At 72.4% G+C, this 18,533-nt stretch carries 15 protein-coding genes; 10 read left to right on the forward strand and 5 right to left on the reverse strand.

Annotated features, from left to right (window positions below):
• Window positions 1-11: 11 nt before the first annotated feature.
• From M8J74_RS17855 to M8J74_RS17865, 3 genes are all read right to left on the reverse strand, one after another.
• Window positions 12-1,811: an alpha-galactosidase D gene (locus M8J74_RS17855; RefSeq protein WP_249837371.1), complete on the reverse strand. Its 1,800-nt coding sequence runs from the start codon at window positions 1,809-1,811 to the stop codon at window positions 12-14.
• Window positions 1,812-1,837: 26 nt separating this feature from the next.
• On the reverse strand, window positions 1,838-3,025 hold the full coding sequence (locus M8J74_RS17860) for an ROK family transcriptional regulator (RefSeq protein WP_249837372.1): 1,188 nt from the start codon (window positions 3,023-3,025) through the stop codon (window positions 1,838-1,840).
• 202 nt (window positions 3,026-3,227) lie between these two features.
• Window positions 3,228-5,021, reverse strand: a complete 1,794-nt coding sequence (locus M8J74_RS17865; protein ID WP_249837373.1) for a M4 family metallopeptidase — start codon at window positions 5,019-5,021, stop codon at window positions 3,228-3,230.
• A 262-nt stretch (window positions 5,022-5,283) separates the two neighbouring features.
• On the opposite strand from M8J74_RS17865, the gene M8J74_RS17870 reads away from it, so the two are divergent.
• From M8J74_RS17870 to M8J74_RS17900, 7 genes are all read left to right on the forward strand, one after another.
• Complete coding sequence (locus M8J74_RS17870) at window positions 5,284-6,480, forward strand: serine hydrolase domain-containing protein (RefSeq protein ID WP_249837374.1); 1,197 nt, start codon at window positions 5,284-5,286, stop codon at window positions 6,478-6,480.
• Window positions 6,481-6,595: 115 nt separating this feature from the next.
• On the forward strand, window positions 6,596-7,588 hold the full coding sequence (locus M8J74_RS17875) for a hypothetical protein (protein ID WP_249837375.1): 993 nt from the start codon (window positions 6,596-6,598) through the stop codon (window positions 7,586-7,588).
• Window positions 7,589-7,647: 59 nt separating this feature from the next.
• Window positions 7,648-8,325: an AIM24 family protein gene (locus M8J74_RS17880; protein WP_249837376.1), complete on the forward strand. Its 678-nt coding sequence runs from the start codon at window positions 7,648-7,650 to the stop codon at window positions 8,323-8,325.
• Window positions 8,326-8,510: 185 nt separating this feature from the next.
• Window positions 8,511-9,596: a tetratricopeptide repeat protein gene (locus tag M8J74_RS17885; protein ID WP_249837377.1), complete on the forward strand. Its 1,086-nt coding sequence runs from the start codon at window positions 8,511-8,513 to the stop codon at window positions 9,594-9,596.
• Window positions 9,593-10,630 carry a polyprenyl synthetase family protein gene (locus M8J74_RS17890; protein WP_249837378.1) on the forward strand — a complete coding sequence of 346 codons (1,038 nt, stop codon included), beginning with the start codon at window positions 9,593-9,595 and terminating at the stop codon, window positions 10,628-10,630. Before M8J74_RS17885 ends, M8J74_RS17890 begins: the two co-directional genes overlap by 4 nt.
• Before the next feature lie 176 nt (window positions 10,631-10,806).
• Window positions 10,807-11,766, forward strand: a complete 960-nt coding sequence (locus tag M8J74_RS17895; protein ID WP_249837379.1) for a threonine/serine dehydratase family protein — start codon at window positions 10,807-10,809, stop codon at window positions 11,764-11,766.
• Between the two features lie 197 nt (window positions 11,767-11,963).
• Entirely contained in the window at window positions 11,964-13,598 is a 1,635-nt protein-coding gene (locus M8J74_RS17900) for a protein kinase domain-containing protein (RefSeq protein WP_249837427.1), read from the forward strand.
• Here M8J74_RS17900 and M8J74_RS17905 read toward each other — a convergent pair.
• The gene (locus M8J74_RS17905) at window positions 13,569-15,029 is read right to left on the reverse strand and encodes a serine hydrolase domain-containing protein (protein ID WP_249837380.1); all 1,461 of its coding nucleotides are present in this window, start codon (window positions 15,027-15,029) and stop codon (window positions 13,569-13,571) included. The genes M8J74_RS17900 and M8J74_RS17905 overlap by 30 nt on opposite strands.
• A 74-nt stretch (window positions 15,030-15,103) precedes the next feature.
• Here M8J74_RS17905 and M8J74_RS17910 point away from each other — a divergent pair, with 74 nt between their 5' ends.
• The 3 genes from M8J74_RS17910 to M8J74_RS17920 all read left to right on the forward strand — a co-directional run bounded on the left by M8J74_RS17910 (window position 15,104) and on the right by M8J74_RS17920 (window position 18,030).
• Window positions 15,104-16,075 carry an LLM class F420-dependent oxidoreductase gene (locus tag M8J74_RS17910; protein ID WP_249837381.1) on the forward strand — a complete coding sequence of 324 codons (972 nt, stop codon included), beginning with the start codon at window positions 15,104-15,106 and terminating at the stop codon, window positions 16,073-16,075.
• 109 nt (window positions 16,076-16,184) lie between these two features.
• A complete protein-coding gene (locus tag M8J74_RS17915) occupies window positions 16,185-17,225 on the forward strand; it encodes a hypothetical protein (protein ID WP_249837382.1) in 1,041 nt (346 codons plus the stop codon).
• Window positions 17,226-17,319: 94 nt separating this feature from the next.
• A complete protein-coding gene (locus M8J74_RS17920; protein WP_249837383.1) occupies window positions 17,320-18,030 on the forward strand; it encodes a DUF2238 domain-containing protein in 711 nt (236 codons plus the stop codon).
• Here the strand turns inward: M8J74_RS17920 and M8J74_RS17925 are convergent.
• The gene (locus M8J74_RS17925; protein ID WP_249837384.1) at window positions 17,951-18,424 is read right to left on the reverse strand and encodes a DUF6328 family protein; all 474 of its coding nucleotides are present in this window, start codon (window positions 18,422-18,424) and stop codon (window positions 17,951-17,953) included. The genes M8J74_RS17920 and M8J74_RS17925 overlap by 80 nt on opposite strands.
• Between the last annotated feature and the right edge of the window lie 109 nt (window positions 18,425-18,533).

Genomic DNA, 18,533 nt, shown 5'->3' on the forward strand with positions numbered 1-18,533 from the left:
TGGTGGCTCGGTCAGGACGACTTGGGTACGTCGATCCGGTCGATGTCGGGCGCGTAGCCGTTGCCGCTGTCGAAGGTGATCGTGTTGGAGCCGGCCTTGAGCGTCAGGGGCACGCTCACCGTTTCCACCGTCGACCAGTCGCCGGTCGAGGGGAACTTGTGATGCGTCGCGCCGCCGCCGTTCACGGAGACGGCCGCCGAGCGGGCGTCACCGCTGACGTAGGCGATCTTCACCTGGTAGGTGCCCGCCTTGGGGACGACGACGTCGTTGACCGTGAGCTTGCCGCCCAGGTAGAGGTTGCCGACCTTCTTGCCGCCGGAGCAGGCGGAGCAGTCGGCGACGGAGGCGTTGCCGCCGAGCGTGTTGCCGCTCGCCTCGGCCTCGTAGCCGGTGAAGGCGAGGGCGGTGCCGTGCGGGGTGACGGTGAACAGGCGGGAGCCGTGGGCGGGCAGGGCCTCGGTGACCTTGTCCTTGAAGCTGCCGAGGTTCTCGTGGTTCCACAGGTCCCGTACGGCGGCCTTGCCGGTGAAGCCGAGGGAGGCCCAGGAGGCGGAGACGGCGGCGGGGCTGTCGGCGAGGTTGAACAGGGCGACGGTGTAGCTGCCGTCGGGGTTCTTCGCGGCCCACACCTGCTGCGGGTCGGAGGGGGTGATCGGGCGTGCGGGCGGGGTGCCGCCCTGGTTGAGGGCGATCACCTCCTTGTTGGTGAGCAGCGAGAGGCCGTAGGAGTCGAGGCGGGTGAGGTCGTCGCCGGTGTAGAGGGGGGACTTGGCGATGGCCCACAGGGTGGCGTAGCTCTGGCGCTCGGCCTTGGTCAGGCCGTCCATCGCGCCGTTGCCGACGTCGAGGGAGTCGAGGTCGTTCCAGCCGCCGGGGCCTGCGTGGCGGGTCCAGCCCGGGGCGTCGTCCCAGCGGTCGTCGACGGAGTTCTCCCAGCTGACGAGGGTGTTGCAGTAGCACTCGACGTCCGTGTCGATGCGCCAGCCGTTGGAGTACTTCTTCCAGTCGGCGGCGTGGCCGATGTCCAGCGACCAGGAGACCTCGAGGTGGATCGGGCGGCCGCTGGTGGCGATGGCCCGGTGCCAGGCGGCCACGTCGGCAACGTTGTCGTACTGGTCGCCGCTCTTTCCGGAGCCGGGGCCGACGCCGTCGAGCTTGAGGAAGTCATAACCCCAGCCGGCGATCAACTGGGCCTGGGAGTCTATGTACTTCTGGGTGCAGGGGCGGGAGAAGTCCAGCTTGTAGGAGCTGTCCCAGCCGTTGGTGGTGCGCAGGTCGCCGTAGACGATGTCGGCGGTGGTGCAGCCGTCGGCGTTCCAGATCGGTGTCCTGCCGTCGTTGTACGCCTCCTTCTCCAGGCCGGCGGGGAGGTAGATGCCGGCCTTGAGGCCCTTGGCGTGGATGCGGTCGGCGACGGCCTTCATGCCGCTGGGGAACCTCTTGGGGTCGGCCTGCTGACGGCCGTACCGGTCGTACTCGGGTTTCCAGGTGGTGTCGCGCCACCAGCCGGCGTCGATGTTGACGTACTCGTAGCCGAACTTCTTCAGCTTGGCGGCCAGGGCGTCGGTCTGCTTGGTGACGTTGGCCTCGGTGAGGTAGCTGTAGTCGCCGTCCGGGTTGAGGCCGGGGTACTTGGACGACTGCATGCTCCAGCTCGACCAGCCCATGTAGGGCTTGGCGGCGATCGGTGCCGGGTCGGCGCTCGCGGCACGGGCCGCGGGGGCGACGGTGACGGCGCCCGCGGCGAGGGCCAGGACCACCGCGGTTCTCAGGGCGCGTGCGGGCAGGACGGAGTACGAGGATGACCGCATGGGTCGTACCTCCAGGGGGAGTCGGTTCAGCGGCTCGGGTGCGGGTCGTCGGGGGTGATGAAGGACTGGATCGCGGTGGCGGCGGCACCGCGGGCCCACTCCTCGAAGGGCAGCGGGCGGGTCTGTACGTCGCACTGGGCGGCGGAGCCGAAGGCGGCGGCGGTCAGGGTGTCGCGGATCTGCTCGGCGAAGAGGTCGTAGGCGGCCAGGCCCTCGCCGGAGATGATCACGCGTTCGGGGCCGAGGAGGTTGGCGACGGTGGCGATGCCGCGGCCGATGGCCTCGCCGGCCCGGGCGTACACCTCCCGTACGCCGGGGACACCGCGGTGGGCGAGGGTCACGGCCTCGGCCGCGTCCCGGACCTCGACGCCGGTGGCCTCGCGGACCTGCCGGACGATCGCCTCCTCCCCCGCGATCGCCTCCACGCAGCCGCGGTTGCCGCAGTGGCAGGGCGGGCCCGCCGGGTCGACGGTGACATGGCCGATCTCGCCGGCCACGCCGTGGGCGCCGGCGACGACCCGGCCGTGCACGACGAGTCCGCAGCCGATCCCGGCGCCGACGGTCACCACGGCGAAGTCGGACAGGCCCACACCGGCTCCGAACCACTGCTCGGCGACGGTGAGGGCGCGTACGTCGTTGTCGACGGTGACCGGCAACCCGACGGTGAGGGAGGCGAGTTCGGCGAGGGGCACGTCACGCCAGTTCAGGAAGGGCGAGTAGCGCACGACGCCTTCGGCGCGGTCGACGTCCCCGGAGACGGCGACGCCGACGCCGTGGACGCCGACGCCCAACTCGTTCGCCTGGGAGAGGAGTTCGGCCACGACGTCCGCGATCGCCGTGAGGACCGGCTGGGGGGCGCGGTCGGCGAGCGGCGCGCGGCGGGCGCCGCGGGTGCGGCAGCACAGGTCGGTGAGGACCCCGATGATCTCGTCGCCGGTCACCTTGACCCCGAGGAACAGGGCCCGTCCGCCGTCGACCCGCACCGGGTTGGCCGGCCGGCCGAGGGCCGGGCGCGCCTCGTCGGCGGCGTCCTCCACCAGGTACCCGGCCTCGATGAGGGGCTTGACCGCCTTGGTGACGGCGGCCGGCGACAGCGCCGTGCGCCGGGCCACCTCCAGCCTGGTGAGGGGCCCTTGTGACAGGACCGTGGTGAAGATCTGCGAGGCGGCCGGCGTGTTCGCCGGGAACGTCTCGACGCGAGGGGTCGGGCGCATGGCCGGGAACCTATGCCCCTTCTTTTCCCTCGTCAATAAAAGAAGCAGGATTGGTCTGTGAGAGGGCTGTCAGCGCCGGAGGTGGCGAGAGGGGACGCCGGTCCGGGGAGGACCGGCAGGGCCCACTGCCCCTCCCGCGGCGCCGAGTTCGGCGTGTCCGACGAGACGGAGGGGCAGTGGGCGGGACGCGGGTGGTGCGGCGTCAGTGCCGGTCGGCCGGGGTGTTGGCCTCGGTGACGTTGACGGCGGCCCAGGACTGGTCCACCGTCCGGTACTCGACGCTGTTCGCGCCGTACAGGTCCTGCGCCGCCTTCAGCGTCGCGACGCGCGCGTCGTGGAAGTCGGTCGTGGAGACCATGTAGCGGGTCAGGGCGCGGTAGTAGATCGCCGTGGCCTTGGTGCGGCCGATGCCCTTGACCGTGGAGCCGTCGAAGGTCGGCGAGTCGTACTTGACGCCGCCGATCGTCTTCTGGCCGCTGCCCTCGGCGAGCAGGTAGTACGCGTGCGAGGAGACGCCGGAACCGGCGTGCACCTCGGCGTCGTACACCTCGGGCGCCCAGTAGTCGATGGTTCCCTCGAGCTTGTCCAGCGACGGGTGGTCGAGGCGGCGCAGGAACTTCTGCGCCAGGCCCATCTTCTCGCCGATGAGGTAATCCGGCTTGTCGGTCGCGTTGTTGGTGGCGAACTCGACGTTGGAGGCGAAGATGTCGGCCAGGGACTCGTTGAGCGAGCCGGGCTCGCCGTACTGGTTGCCCTGGTCGTCCACCCGCGTCGGCTCCAGCTTGGCGGTGGCGTCCACCACGCCGTGGGTCAGCTCGTGGCCGGTGACGTCCAGGGCGACCAGCGGCTTCTTGAACATGTCGCCGTCGCCGTCGCCGTAGAGCATGCAACCGCAGTCGGAGTCCCAGAAGGCGTTGGCGATCTTCTTGCCCCAGTGCACCATCGCCTTGGCGGGCTTGCTGTTGTTGGCGATGCCCTTGCGCCCGAAGGTCTTCTTGTAGAAGTCCAGGGTCTTGGTGATGCCGTACTGGGCGTCGGCCGCCGCGCTGTTGCGGCTGGTGGTGGCGCCGTTGCCGAAGACGTCGTTCTTGGTGGTGATCTTCGTGCCGCGGCCGAAGCTCTCCGTGTAGCTGCCCTTGGCGTCCCGGGTCTCGCTGCCGTAGCGGGTGGGGTCCTTCAGCTGGAAGGTGGTGCGGGCCGTCTGCGTCGTCTTCAGCGGGACCTTGCCGACGAAGAGGGACTTGCCCGTGCCGTTGGCCGTCACCGGGTAGCGGGTGGCGGCGGCGGCCGATCCCGCGAGGAGCCCGGCGCTCTGCGCGCCGGCGCCGGTGACGGGCGCCGAGGTCTCGCCGCGCTCGCGCAGGGTGTCGAGCAGCTTCGGCGAGAGGAACTCGTCGTTGTCGGGCAGGTTGCTGCGTACCTTGCCGCTGACGGCGTCGACGACGACCGTGCGGGAGCCGGCGCCCTGCGTGGTGGTGCTGTCGCTCACGGACACCCGGTAGGCGAGCGCGGAGGCTCCGTCGCGGGCGTCGACGACGAGTTCGGCCGGGCCGGCGTCGCCCTTGGCGACCGATGCCGCCTTCTGCTCCGCCTCGGCGGCGGAGAGCTTGGCGCCGGAGGCCGGGGCGGCCTTCACGGCGTGGTCGGCGGCCCGGGTCACGCCCGCGTACGAGAGCTGCCGGGTGAGGTGGACGACGAGGTCGCCACCGAGGACCGGCAGGCCCTGGTGCGTCCGGGTGAACCGGACGTGCCGCGCTCCCTCGGGGTCGATCATGACGTCCTGGGCCTCAAGGCCGTCCCCCTGGGAGACGCCCGTGGCGGAGGCGTGGGCGAAGGCGGCGGACTCGGCGGCCTTCACGACGGCGGAGGCCGAGGCGTCGGCGGCGGTCGCGTGGGTCCCCGTGTCCGGGCCCGCGAAGGCGGTGCCCGCAAGGCCGGTGGCGGCCGTCGTCACGGCGACGGCGACCGCCACGCTGCGTATGTGCGGTCTGCGCACTGGTGAGGGTTTCCTTCCTCGCAGAGCGACTGGGATCACCAACCGCCCTGAGGGATGGCGCCGTTGGGCGCCATGGGGCTGGTCGGGCCCTGGAACGGAACCCTTTCGGATGAGTCATGCACATGTAAAGCCCAAATGATCGCTTTCCATGCGATAGAGGGCAATACTTTGCAAATCCACACCGCTCGGTGATCGAGCGGTCACCAACTGTGTGTCGTCTGTAGAGATGTGACGAGACGGAAGCAGGTTGCCTCCAGTGAATGTGACTCATCTCGCAACAAGGGGAACGGCCCTGGGCGCGGCCGCGCTCTTCCTCCTCGCCGGAACCGCGCACGCCGCACCGGCGGCCCGGCTCCCCAAGCCGGATCTCGCGGGCGTCGACAGCGTGTTGCGCACCGCGCTGCGCCAGGGCGCGCCCGGGGCGATCGCCCGCGTCGACGACAACGGCACGGTCAGCACGACCGCCTTCGGCGTCGCAGACCGCGGCACCGGACGGGCCATCTCGAACGCCGACCGGTTCCGCATCGGCAGCGTCACCAAGGTCTTCTCGGCGGTGGTCCTGATGCAGCTCGCCGACGAGGGGAAGCTGAACCTGGACGCGTCGGTCGACCGCTACCTGCCCGGCCTGCTGCCCGACAGCCGGATCACGGTGCGTCAGGTGCTGGGCCACCGCAGCGGCCTGTACGACTACACGAACGACATGTTCGCGAAGTCGGTCTCCGGCTTCGAGTCGGTCCGCTCCAAGGTCTTCACCTACCGCCAGCTCGTGGACCGCTCCCTGCGGCACGCCCCCACCAACGCCCCCGGCGCCGCGTACGCGTACTCCAACACCAACTTCGTGGTCGCCGGGATGCTCATCGAGAAGCTCACCGGTCACTCCGTCGGCACCGAGTACACGAACCGCATCATCGAGCCGCTGAAGCTGCGCGACACGTTCTACGTGCATCCGGACAAGACCATCCCGGGCCGTTACGCCCGCGGCTATCTCACCCCGGACTCGGCGGGCGCCCCGCTGGTGGACGCGACGCAGCAGACGGTGTCCTGGGCGCAGAGCGCCGGCGCGCTCATCTCCAGCACACGGGACCTGGACACCTTCCTGTCGGCCCTGCTGGGCGGCCGGCTGATGTCGGCCACGCGGCTCGGGCAGATGGAGCGCATGATCCCGGTGAACAGCACGCAGGCCTACGGACTCGGGCTGCGGCGCCGCGACCTGTCGTGCGGGGTCTCGGTGTACGGCCACACGGGCGCCGTCCAGGGCTACTACACGTACGCCTTCGCGACGAAGGACGGCCGCCGCAGCCTCACCGCACTCGCCAACACGTCCAACAACGGCGCCGTCCTCAACACCATGCTGGGCACGCTGGAGTCGGCGTTCTGCGGTAAGCCGGCGAAGGTCCGGCGCGGCTCCGCCGCCGTGGAACGCCAGGGGGACATGGCCCCCGAGGCCGCGCGGGACTGACCTCGGTCCTCCCCGGTCCGGTGCGGTCGCCGCCGGACCGGGGGCGGCGGGTGGCGGGCCGGGGGCGACGGGTGGTGGGCGGCGGGTGGCGGGCCGTGGGCGGACACTGGTACCCGTGACGCGCATCTCCCGTCGCGCCGCGCTGCTGGGCGCGGCCGGCTGCGTGTGCGGGGCGGCAGGCTGCACCGAGCGGTCGCCCCGGGCCGCCGCGCGCCCGCGGGGGACCACCCGGACGGGGCCCGCCTCGCCGTCGCCGCGTCCGTCGCACGGCGGCGAACTGCCGCGCACGACACCGTGGCGTCCGAGTGCGGCCGAGGTCACCCCCGCCGCGAAGCTGCGCGCCGTCCAACTCGTCGAGGCGCTCGGCGCGTGGCGCCCGGGGGAATCCGGCACCGCCGCGGCCAGGTCACGGGTGAGTGCCCTGCACCTCGGCCCCGCTCTGGCAGACCAGGCGGGCCCCCTGCTGCCGACGGCGGACGCGGCCGCCGTGCAGGTGATCGACGCCCAGTACGGCGGCATCCTCGCCGACTCCGCGAGCGTCCTGGTGGTGTGCCGCCAGTGGACCCGCACCGGGGACCGGGTGAGCGCCGTCGGGACGACCGTGGACGTACGGCTGGTCCGCACGGCCTCCGGCTGGACGGTCACCGCCCTGCACCCGGCCCACCCCGGAGCGGCCGAGCCGCGACCGCCGTCCCGGGTCCGCCAGATCCTGTCCGACCCGCACATCGAACTGCCGCCCGCCGCTCGGGCGGACCTGCTCGCCGGGCGGGTCCACGACAGCGTCCTCGCCGCGATGCTGCGGCTGGCGGGCACCTACCGGATGTCCGTCAGCGTGGTGCGCTCCGGCCATCCCCTCGATGTCTTCGGCACCCGACGCCCCAGTGACCATCCGCGCGGTCGGGCGTTCGACGTGTGGCGGATCGACGGCCATCCGGTGGTCGACCCGGGCACCTCCCGCGCGCTGGTCGAACGCTTCATGCGGGACGCGGCATCCGCCGGCTCCTACAACGTCGGAGGCCCGCTGCGGCCGTCCGGCGGCGCCACCGCGAACCAGTTCTTCAGCGACGCCACCCACCACGACCACGTCCACATCGGTTTCCGCGCCTGAAGCACGCACTCCGCTCCGCGATCTTGGCGGAACGAACCCCTCCGGGACAGGATGCCCGCATGAAGGGTTCCCTCTTTTCCAGCGAGCACATGGTGCAGCCGGCCACCGCGCCCGGCATGACCGTCGAGAACGCCAAGTGCATCAAGTACGCGGTCAACGGCGAGATGCTCGCCCGCCAGGGCGCGATGATCGCCTATCGCGGCAACCTGCAGTTCGAACGCAAGGGCCAGGGCGTCGGCGGCATGCTCAAGCGGGCGATGACCGGTGAGGGGCTGCCCCTCATGGCGGTGCGCGGGCAGGGCGAGGCCTGGTTCGCGCACGAGGCGCAGAACTGCTTCATCGTGGACGTCGACCCCGGTGACGAGTTCACGGTCAACGGCCGCAACGTCCTGTGCTTCGACGCCTCGCTGTCGTACCGGATCTCCACCGTGAAGGGCGCGGGCATCGCCGGCGGCGGACTGTTCAACAGCGTCTTCACCGGGCAGGGCAGGCTCGGCCTGATCTGCGAGGGGAACCCGCTGGTCATCCCGGTCTCGCAGCAGTACCCGGTGTTCGTCGACACCGACGCGGTCGTGGGCTGGACGGCCGGTCTGCAGACCTCGCTGCACCGTTCGCAGTCCATAGGCTCGATGCTGCGCGGCGGCTCGGGCGAGGCGGTGCAGCTGATGCTGCAGGGCGAGGGGTGTGTGGTCGTGCGGCCCAGCGAGGCGACCCCGCAGAAGCCGCAGCAGCACTGACGCCCCGTCGGGTGATCTACGCCTCACAGGCAACCTCGCCGACGCGCGCGACGTCTTGACCGACATCAGGTGATGCCCTGGCCCCTTGGGCCAGGGCACTTCTTCGACGCTCTATACATGCCATGTATACACAGAGTGTAGAGATGGCGGGTAGACATGGCGTGTATAGCGACCGAAAGGGATGCATGTACGGCAAGGCATTCGCTCCGGAGTACCAGGGCGCCCTCACCAAGCTGTCCGTCAACGCCTCACTGACCGACGTACTGGACGCCGGGACACGGCAGTTGAAGGAGGCCGAGCGGGAGGGACGGCACGGGGAGGCGGCGCGCTCCGGTCTCGCGGTCGCCGAGGCGCAGCGCCGGCTGGGCCGGATCGGGGACGCGGACCGCGCCTGGAAGGCGAGCTACCGCGCCGCCCGGCAGGCCGGTGACACCGCGGCGATGGCCTGGGCGCTGTGGAGCGGCGGCACCCTGGCCCGGCAGCGGGGCGCGTTCCCGCTGGCCCGGCGGCTGCTGGCGCTGGCGGCCGAACTCGGCGAGCGCGGCGGCGACGTGGTCGTCCGCGGCTACTCCCTCGCGGGACTCGCCGAGACCGGGCGCATCCAGGGCGACTACGAGGAGGTCGCCCGGCTGCACGAACAGCTGCTGGCCGAAGCCCGGCGGCGCGGCGAGGCACGGCACACGGTGTGGGCGCTGGAGGGCATCGCGCAGATCCACCGCAACCGGGGGGACTACGACACCGCCCTCGCCCTGTTCGAGGAGGCGGCCGAGATCGCCGCGCAGGCCGACGACCGGCGCGGACACGCCTGGGCGCTGCGCGGCCTGGCCGACATCGTCTCGGTCCGGGACGGCGACGTCGAGCGGGCGCTCGGACTGCTCTCGGAGGCGGAGCGCACCTGCCGCGCCATGAACCTGTCCAGCGCGCTGGCCTACAACCACAAGATGCGCGGCAACGTCCTGTACCGCGCCGGGCGTTACGCCGAGGCCCGGGACCTCTACGAGCAGGCGCTGGCGGAGTTCCGGGCGATGAGCGAGCCGCGCGGGCAGGCACTGGCACGGCTCGGGCTGACCAAGTCACTGGCCCGGCTGGGCCGCGACCGCTCCGAGACCGTCGCCGAACTCGCCTCGCTCGCCGACGAGTTGGACCGCATAGGTCTCCGGCACGCCCGGCAGATGGTGGCGCGGGCGCAGGAGGAGCTCTTGGGCTCCGACGCGCGGCGCACCGGCCCGTGCCCCGCCCCGGCCGGCGTCCGGGCGGAGGCGGCACGGTGACCGCGCCCGTCTCGGCACTGCCCGCGCCCCTCGACACGGCCCTGACGCTCGCACGCTGCCGGGAACTGGTGCGGCCCGCCCTCGCGGACGCGGTCGGGCGGCTGCATCCATGGGTCGGCGAGATGGCCGCGTACTCCTTCGGCTGGTGCGAGGTGGGCGGCACGCAGGCCGCCTGCTCCGGCGGCAAGGGGGTGCGGCAGGCACTGGCCGTGCTCGGCGCCGAGGCGTCGGGCGCGGCCGGTCGGGCCGGGGTGCCGGCGGCGGTCGCGGTGGAACTGGTGCACGCCTTCTCACTGCTGCACGACGACATCATGGACGGTGACGCGGCCCGGCGCGGCCGCCCCGCCGTGTGGCGCGCGTACGGCACCGGACCGGCCGTCCTCGCGGGCGACGGCCTGTTCGCCCTGGCCGTCGAGACGCTCGCCGCGGTGCCCGGCGGCGGGCGGGCGGTACGGATGCTGTCCGTGGCCCTGGGCGACCTGGTGCACGGGCAGGCGGACGACCTGCTGTTCCCCGGACGGCCGTGGACGGGGCCCGGGCGGGTCCGGCCGGAGGAGTACCGGTCGATGGCCGAGAGGAAGACCGGTTCCCTGCTGGGCTGCTCGCTCGCCCTGGGCGCGCTGCTCGGCGGTGCCGCGCCGGCCACGGTCGCCGCGCTCGACCGGGCGGGGCGGCAGCTCGGCATCGCCTTCCAGATCGCCGACGACGTACTCGGCATCTGGGGCGACAGCGCCGTCACCGGCAAGCCCGTCCACGCCGACCTGCGGGAACGACGCAAGACGTTCCCGGTGCTGGCCGCGCTCGCCTCGACGGCCCCCGAGGCCGGCCGGCTCGCCGCGCTGCTCGACGCCGGCGGCGAGCCCGAGGAGGCCGCTGCCCTGATCGAGGCGGCCGGCGGGAAGGCGGCGGCCCTGGCCGAGGCACACCGCCACATCGCCGCCGCCGAGGCCACCCTCGCCGGCACACCGCTGGAGGACGGCGCCCGGGAGGAACTGCGCTCCCTGGTGGGCTTCCTGGTCCGGCGCGAGCGGTAGGACGGACACGGGGACCGGGCGGTCCGTCGGCGCGCCGGGGACCGCCGGAGTCGTCGGCGCGCCGGACTCCGCCGTCCGCCCGCGGGCCCTGGCGGGTCCGGGTTGACCAGGGGCGTTGCCGGGGGTCAGGGTGCAGACGGTGCGGATCGTCGTCCCGTGCCGGAAGGATGAGTGCCTTGATCGGGATCTCGGAGATCGAAGCCGCTGCCGAGCGCATCGCCGGGCATGTCGTGCGCACCCCGACCCTGCCGAGCCCCGGCCTGTCCGGCCTGCTCGGCGCCCCGGTCACCGTCAAGCTCGAACTGCTCCAGCGCACCGGCTCCTTCAAGGCCCGTGGGGCGACGGCCAAGCTGCTGTCACTGGGCGAGCCGGAACGCGCTGCCGGTGTGGTGGCGGTCAGCGGCGGCAACCACGGGATCGCCCTCGCCGTCATGTCCGCCGCCCTCGACGTGAAGGCGACGATCGTCATGCCGCGCTCGGCGCCCGCGCGGGCCGTCGAGATCGCCCGGGAGTCCGGCGCGTCGGTGCGGCTGACCGAGGACATGGCCGGGGCGTTCGCGCTCATGACCCGGCTGCAGGAGGAGGGGCTGACGCTGGTGCACCCCTTCGACGACCCGGTCGTGATCGCCGGACAGGGCACGGTGGGGCTGGAGTTCGCGGCCGACGCCGGCGAGCTCACCGACGTCCTGGTCAGCGTCGGGGGCGGCGGGCTGATCTCCGGTGTGGCGGCCGCGCTGCGGGAGCGGCGGCCGGAGGTGCGGATCTGGGGTGTGGAGACCGAGGGCGCCGAGGCCATGTCCCGGGCGCTGGCGGCGGGCGGCCCGGTGCCGGTCGCGCTGTCGTCCCTCGTCTCCACGCTCAGCGCGCCGTCGGTGTCGGAGCTGACGTACGCGCATGTGGCCGCGCTGGTCGACGATGTGCTGGTGGTGCCCGACCGGGAGGCGGTGCGGGGCACGCTGGATCTCGCCGACCACGCCAAGGTGTGGGCCGAGCCCGCCGCGGGCTGTCTGCTGCCGGCGGCCCGCCAGGTGCTCGAGCGGGTCGGCGAGGGGGCCCGGATCGGGCTGGTGGTGTGCGGGGGCAACGCCACGACCGGTGATGTCATGGGCTGGGCGGAGCGCTTCGGCCTGCGCTGACCCCTCTCGCCGGTACGCCGGAACACCCGCTTCTTGAATTGCGGTCAGCAAAAAGGGGAATTGCGCGAACGCGGGCGGCTCCCGGTGAACAAAACGCTTCATCCACGGGCGAGTTGCAGATTCTTTGAACACATCCCGTCGTACCCCCCGTACCTCTGCGTGAAAGGTGAGAGCCAGGGGTTCAGCGAGGGATGACCATGGTCAAGGCGCACGTCTTCACACACGAGTTGGTCGCCGGAAGGTACCGGCTCGTCGATGTCGTCCATCGCGAGACGAACCGCGTCTGCTGGTACGGCAAGGCCGTGGAAGGCGCTCAACGCCCCTATCTGCTCACCGAGACAGCCCTGCCGGCCGACTCGGAAGGGGAGGCGCCACCGCGGGCGAGCGCGACCGTCATCCGGATGTCGGAGACCATGGGGACACTGTGCCCGGGCAGGGTCGCCCCGGTCGTCGACGCCGTGGAGGAGAACGGCACCCTGTGGACCGTCACCGAGTGGATCGACGGCACGCCGCTTGGCGAACTCCTCGTCCAGCAGGGCACGTTCAACTACGTGCGGGCCGCGCGCATCGGCCTGGAGCTGCTGGACGTGCTGGAGGCGGCGCACGGCGAGGGCATCACCCACGGCGAGCTCAGCCCCGGGCAGGTGTTCGTGCCGGACCGCGGCCCCGTCGTGGTCACCGGCTTCGGGCTCGCGGGCGCCACCCTGGCCCCCAGGCTCACCGCACCGTCGTACGCCTCCCCCGAGCAGGCCCGTGACGAGCGGATCGGACCGGCGGCCGATCTGTGGGCGCTGGGCGCCATCCTCTACACGATGGTCGAGGGACGGCCGCCCTTCCGGGACCGGGACCGGCCCGAGGCCACGCTGAAGGGAGTGGACCGGCTGCCGCTGCGCACACCGGTGCACGCCGGCCCGCTCACCCAGACCGTGCTCGGACTGCTGCGCAAGAACTCCCGGGAACGGCTGACCCGTCATGTGGTCCGCGAGGGCCTGAACCGCGTCCTGACCGAGGACCCCGACACGCTCGCGGACGCCGCCGTCCCCCGGCCGCGGCTGCGCGGCGTGTACACCGCCGCCGCCCACGCCGTCCCCGGCTGGAGCCGGACCACCCTGGCCGTCGGCACCGCCCTCGCCGTCGTCACCATCGCCGTGGCCGCGCTCGCCGCCACCCACGAACTGCCCGGGACCGGCACGTCGTCGACCGACGCGGGCTCCCGGCCGACCGCCTCCGCTCCCCCGCCGCCGCCCGCCGACCGCACCGACGGCAGAAGCGGCACCCCTTCCGCCTCGCCCACGCCCGGCCCGTCCGCGAGCCGCACCTCGTCGGCGCCGCCCTCCTCACCCCCGCCGTCCGCCTCGGCCGCCCCGCAGCAGGTCTTCCACCGATACACCGCGCCCGAGGGCTTCTCCGTGGACCTCCCCAGCGGCTGGAAACGGACCGGCACCAAGCGCGTCGGCGACCTGTCGTACCGCGTGACCTTCGGCGCCAAGGGCGATCCGCGCTCGCTCGCGGTCACCTACAGCACGGTGCTGGGCCCGGACCCGGTGGCCGTCTGGCGGGACGACGTCGAGCCCGAACTGCAGAAGGAAGGCGGCTACCAGCGGATCGGCGCCATCGAGGCGACCACCTACCAGGGGCACAAGGCCGCCGACATGGAGTGGTACTCCGACGCCGGCGGCGTGCGGACACGGACGTTCGGACGCGGTTTCCTCCTCGGCGGCGGCCGCGGCTTCTCCCTGCGCTGGACGACTCCGGCCGACGACTTCGGCGCCACCGCGAACCAGCAGGCGCTCAAGACGTTCCTACGGACGTTCCGGGTGACGTCGGTCTGAGGCACGCGGCGCCCGCATCCGGCGCAGCGGTGTGCTGCGCAGCGGTGTCGTGTGCCAGCGGGCGGTGAACGTCCCCTCGGGCAGCGAGCAGGTCAGCGTCAGCCGGTGGGGCGTCTCCAGGAACACCAGATCCACGGCGAGCGTGTCCGCGTCGGCCCATCCGCCGCTGACCGCCACGGGCAGCGGCTCCTCGGCGAGGCTCCAGCCGCTCGCACCGAGCGGCACCTGGAGGGGCTCGGCGTCCTCGGTGAGCGTCAGGCTCCAGCCGTCCGCGGCCGGCGCCACGGCGACCGACGTCAGCGCGGGCAGAGCGGCGCAGGCGCCGCCCCGCGGGGTGAACTCGGCCCCCGTCCACCGCGCCGTGCGCTCGGGCGGGGCGGGCTTGCCGGCGGCCGGCGCCAGCGTGAGCCGGGCAAGCCGCTCCCGCAGGGCCGCGTCCGCCGCGTCGGCGCCGGTCAGCGGTTCGGGACGGAAGGCGGGCAGCAGATGCTCCCAGACCAGGTCGAGCAGCTGCGGCATCTGCTCGGTGGCCGCCGTGGTCGCGATCACGGCGTCCTGCTCCGGCAGCACCAGGCAGTACTGCCCATAGGCGCCGTCGCCGCGGTAGCCGTGCCGGGACATCCAGAACTGGTAGCCGTAGCCGCGCTGCCAGTCCGAAACGACCGACGCGCCGCCGGAGTTGTCGATGTGCGGACGCGTCGCCTCGGCCACCCAGCCCTCCGGCAGCAGCCGCTTCCCCTCCCAGACGCCGTCGCGCAGATACAGCTCGCCGAGCCGGGCGACGGCGTCGGTGCAGGCGTGCAGCCCGCTGAAGCCGATCTCGCGGCCGGCCCGGTCGGTCTGCCAGACGGCCTCGCCGATGCCGAGCGGATCCAGCAGGCGCGGGCGGAGGTAGTCGGTGAGCGACTGCCCCGTGACCCGCTGCACGATCGCGGCCAGCGTGTACGTGGTGGGCTGGTTGTAGGCGAAGACGGTCCCGGGCTCGCGCTCGGGCGGCAACAGGAGGAAGCCGCGCACCAGTTCGTCGCGGTCGGCGGCGAGCGCCCGCTCCAGGGTCTCGGCCTCGTGGCCGCTGGACATGGAGGCCACGTGCCGCACCAGCATCGCGCGGCTGCGCGGGTCGGTGATGTCGGCCTCGAACTCGGGGAAGTAGGAGATCACCGGATCGTCGAACCGCAGCAGCCCCTCGGCGGCGGCCAGGCCGGCGGCCGTCGCGGTGAAGCTCTTGCTCAGCGAGTACAGCAGATGGGGGCGGTCCACGGTGTACGGCGCCCACCAGCCGGAGGCGACGAGCCGGCCGTGCCGGAGGATCATCAGGCTGTGCGGCTCGATGTCGGGAGCGGCTTCGAGGGCGTCGAGGAAGGCGTGGACACCGGCGGCGTCGACGCCCTGGGAGGCGGGGGCAGCGGGCGGCAGCGGGGATGCGGTCATGACCGCATCCTCGCCAATGATCGCCCGTGAATCGAGACCCGTTTTCCGTCGCCCGCCCAGGGGACTCGGCTCTCATGGTGCAAATCGGATACACGATGATGACCGAGCAGGCGGGTCCGCGTGAGCTGGTGGACCACGTGGTGCGCGCCGAGGAGGCCGGTTACGACTTCTCGGTGACCTCGGACCACTACTTCCCCTGGCTGCGCTCGCAAGGGCACTCCCCGTACGCGTGGAGCGTGCTGGGCGCCGCGGCCCAGGCGACCTCGCGCATTCCGCTGATGACGTACGTGACGTGCCCGAGCGTCCGCTACCACCCGGCGATCGTCGCCCAGAAGGCCGCCACCATGCAGCTGCTGTCCGAGGGCCGGTTCCGGCTGGGCCTCGGCTCCGGCGAGAACCTCAACGAGCATGTGGTGGGCGGGGGCTGGCCGTCGGCCGACGTGCGCCACGAGATGCTGGAGGAGGCGGTGGAGATCATCCGGGCGCTGTTCGAGGGCGGCCACGTCAACCACCGCGGCAAGCACTTCGACGTGGAGTCGGCCCGGCTGTGGGACCTGCCGGACGAGCCGCCGCCCATCGGCATCGCCGTCTCCGGCGAGCAGTCCTGCGCCCTCGCTGGCCGGCTCGCCGACCTGGTCATCGCCACGGAGCCCAAGGAGGGGCTGCTGACGGCGTTCGACCGGCACGGCGGCGAGGGCAAGCCCCGGGTGGGCCAGCTGCCCGTCTGCTACGACCCCGACCGGGACGCGGCCGTCGAGCGGGCGCACGCGCAGTTCCGCTGGTTCGGCAACGGCTGGAAGGTCAACGCCGAACTGCCGCATCCGGACGCGTTCGAGTCGGCCACCCAGTTCGTCACCCCCGACGACGTCGCGGCGTCGATCCCGTGCGGCGACGACCCGGAGGACTTCGTCGAGGCCGTACGGCCGTACGCCGAGGCCGGGTTCGGCGAGATCGCGCTCGTGCAGATCGGCGGCGAGTCGCAACCGGCCTACCTGGACTGGGCGGAGAAGACGCTGCTGCCCGCGCTGCACGACGCGTTCGGCTGACGCGTCAGCGCGCCGCCTTCCGGGTCTGCCAAACGGTGGCCAAGCGGTGCATATAGGCTGCCGGTCTGCACGTTCGCAGCCCGACCAGCTTTGCACAGGAGAGTCATCGGTGACACTGGCGATCGACCCGTCCGAGGCGTCTGAGACCTCTGAGCCCGACCCGGCCCCCGTGCCGCTGTCCGACCTCGTGGCGCGCGACGCCCGGGAGTTCGGGGTGTACGCGCGCACCGGCGGCTGGGCCTTCGGCCTGATGGTGGCGCGCAGCGTACGGCCCGGCGGTCAGGGCGCCCAGGAGACGCCGAAGGTGTCCGCGAAGGAGTTCGCGGAGCTGGCCGGCTGCTCCCCGGAGCGCGTGATGCGCTACTACAAGGCCTGGGACCGGGCCGCCGACGACGGTCTCGTCCCGCACTTCGAGGAGCTCGCGCCGGGCCAGGAGGTGGAGCTGCCGGACGCCGACGTGTGGCTGGGCTACTACGTCTCCCGCAACAGCGCCGCCTCCGAGCGCGGCACCGCCATCGCGGAGGCCGCCGAGGCCGAGGGCATCCGGCCCACCAAGGCGCTGGAGGTCGCCGAGAACCCCACCGCCCTGCGCGCCGCGATCCTCGCCGACCCCTCCACCGCCCGCGCGGCCCGCCAGGCACTGCTCGACCGCGTCCGCGAGGACCCCGACCTGCAGGCCGAGCTGGCCCGGGACGTGGTGCGCACCGACGACCTGAAGAAGGCGGTCGCCACCGAGAGCCGGGCCGCCGACCGCATCGGGTACGTCCGCCAGATCGCCGAGTCGGGGCAGGTGAAGACCCCCGCCGGACAGACCATCGACGCTCCGGCCGACGTGCGCCAGGAGGCCGAGCGGCATCTGTCGCTCATCGACGAGCTGGACGAGGACGAGGACACCGGCGAGTGGGCCACCGAGGCCTACGACAGCATGAAGTCCCTGGTCGCCGAGGCGGTGGAGGCCGATCCCGAACTGCGCGTCACGGAGCGGCGCACCAGGTTCTACAGCAGCCTGCAGAAGGCGACGAAGGCGTTCGAGGAGCTGACCTTCGACGATGTGCAGGAATTCGTCGAGGACGACATGGTGCAGCAGCTGGAGGAGCTCCAGCAGGCCATCGCCTCGTGCCTGAGCGCGCTGCGCGGCACCAGGGACTGACGCGCGCGTACCCGGCCGGGGCTGAGTAGCGGTACTCATGCCACCGGCCGGCCGCCGCGGCCAGCATGGGGGCTCCCGGTGGAAAGGAACCCCCATGTCGATCGCCGTGCAACCGGCCGTCCCGCGACGGCACGTGCCCGCCGTGGCCGTCGCCGTCACCGTGGTGGGACTCGCGGTCTCGGCCTGGAACCCGCACGACCGCACGACCTGGTTCCTGGAGACGGTGTGGGCGCTGGTCGGCCTGCCCGTCGTGGTGCTCACCCGGCGGCGCTTCCCGCTGACCGACCTGCTGTGCTGTCTGCTGGCCGCGCACGCGCTCGTGCTGGCCGTCGGCGGCCACTACACCTACGCGCAGGTTCCCCTGGGCGACTGGGTGCGCGACACCTTCGGCCTGGACCGCAACCCCTACGACCGCTTCGGCCACCTCATGCAGGGCTTCGTGCCCGCGGTGCTGGTGCGTGAGCTGCTCAGCCGCACCTCGCCGCTGCGCGGCAGCCGCTGGCTGGCTCCCCTGACCGTCTGCGCGTGCATGGCCTTCAGCGCCGTCTTCGAGCTGCTGGAATGGCTGGCCGCGGAGGTCGGCGGACACTCCGCGGACGCCTTCCTCGCCACGCAGGGCGACGTGTGGGACACGCAGTGGGACATGTTCTGCGCGCTGATCGGCGCGACGGTCTCGGTGCTGGTGCTCTCCCGGCTGCACGACCGGCAGCTGGACGCGCCGGGCGTCAGCGCGACGTATGGCGGCGCAGCGTCCACATCGGCACCACGAACCAGCACAGGCCGTACCACGCGACCACCCCGCTGACGATCCAGGGGACGATCGCGTTGTGTGTCGCGACCCGCAGCACCAGCAGGAGCGAGGAGGTCATGGTCGCGAGCAGCAGCACCAGGCCGGCCAGGGTCATCCTGGAGGCCCACTGCACCGCTTCCGCCTTGACCCGCTGCCCGGACACCAGACGGTGCAGCGAGACCGGCCCGATGAGCGCGCCCGTCGTGGCGGCGCCCAGGATCACCGTGACTATGTAGATGGTCTTGTCGGTCTGTGCCAGCGTGGCGTACTTCTGCTGGAAGACCACGGTGAGCAGGAATCCGAACAGGATCTGCACGCCGGTCTGGGCGACCCTGACCTCCTGGATCAGCTCACCCCACTTGCGGTCGGCTCTCTCCTCCTCGGTCTCGTTCCGACCCCAGTCGTTCACGTCCGCACCGCTTTTCGAGACCGTCAACGTTCCTCCTGCTCATCGGCCCGCGCCTTTGCTGATCCGAGTTCCCTGATCGCGCGATTTTGACCGTCCCTTTGCGGAAGGC

This window comes from Streptomyces panaciradicis (genome assembly GCF_023516615.1).
GTDB classification, from domain to species: Bacteria; Actinomycetota; Actinomycetes; order Streptomycetales; family Streptomycetaceae; genus Streptomyces; species Streptomyces panaciradicis.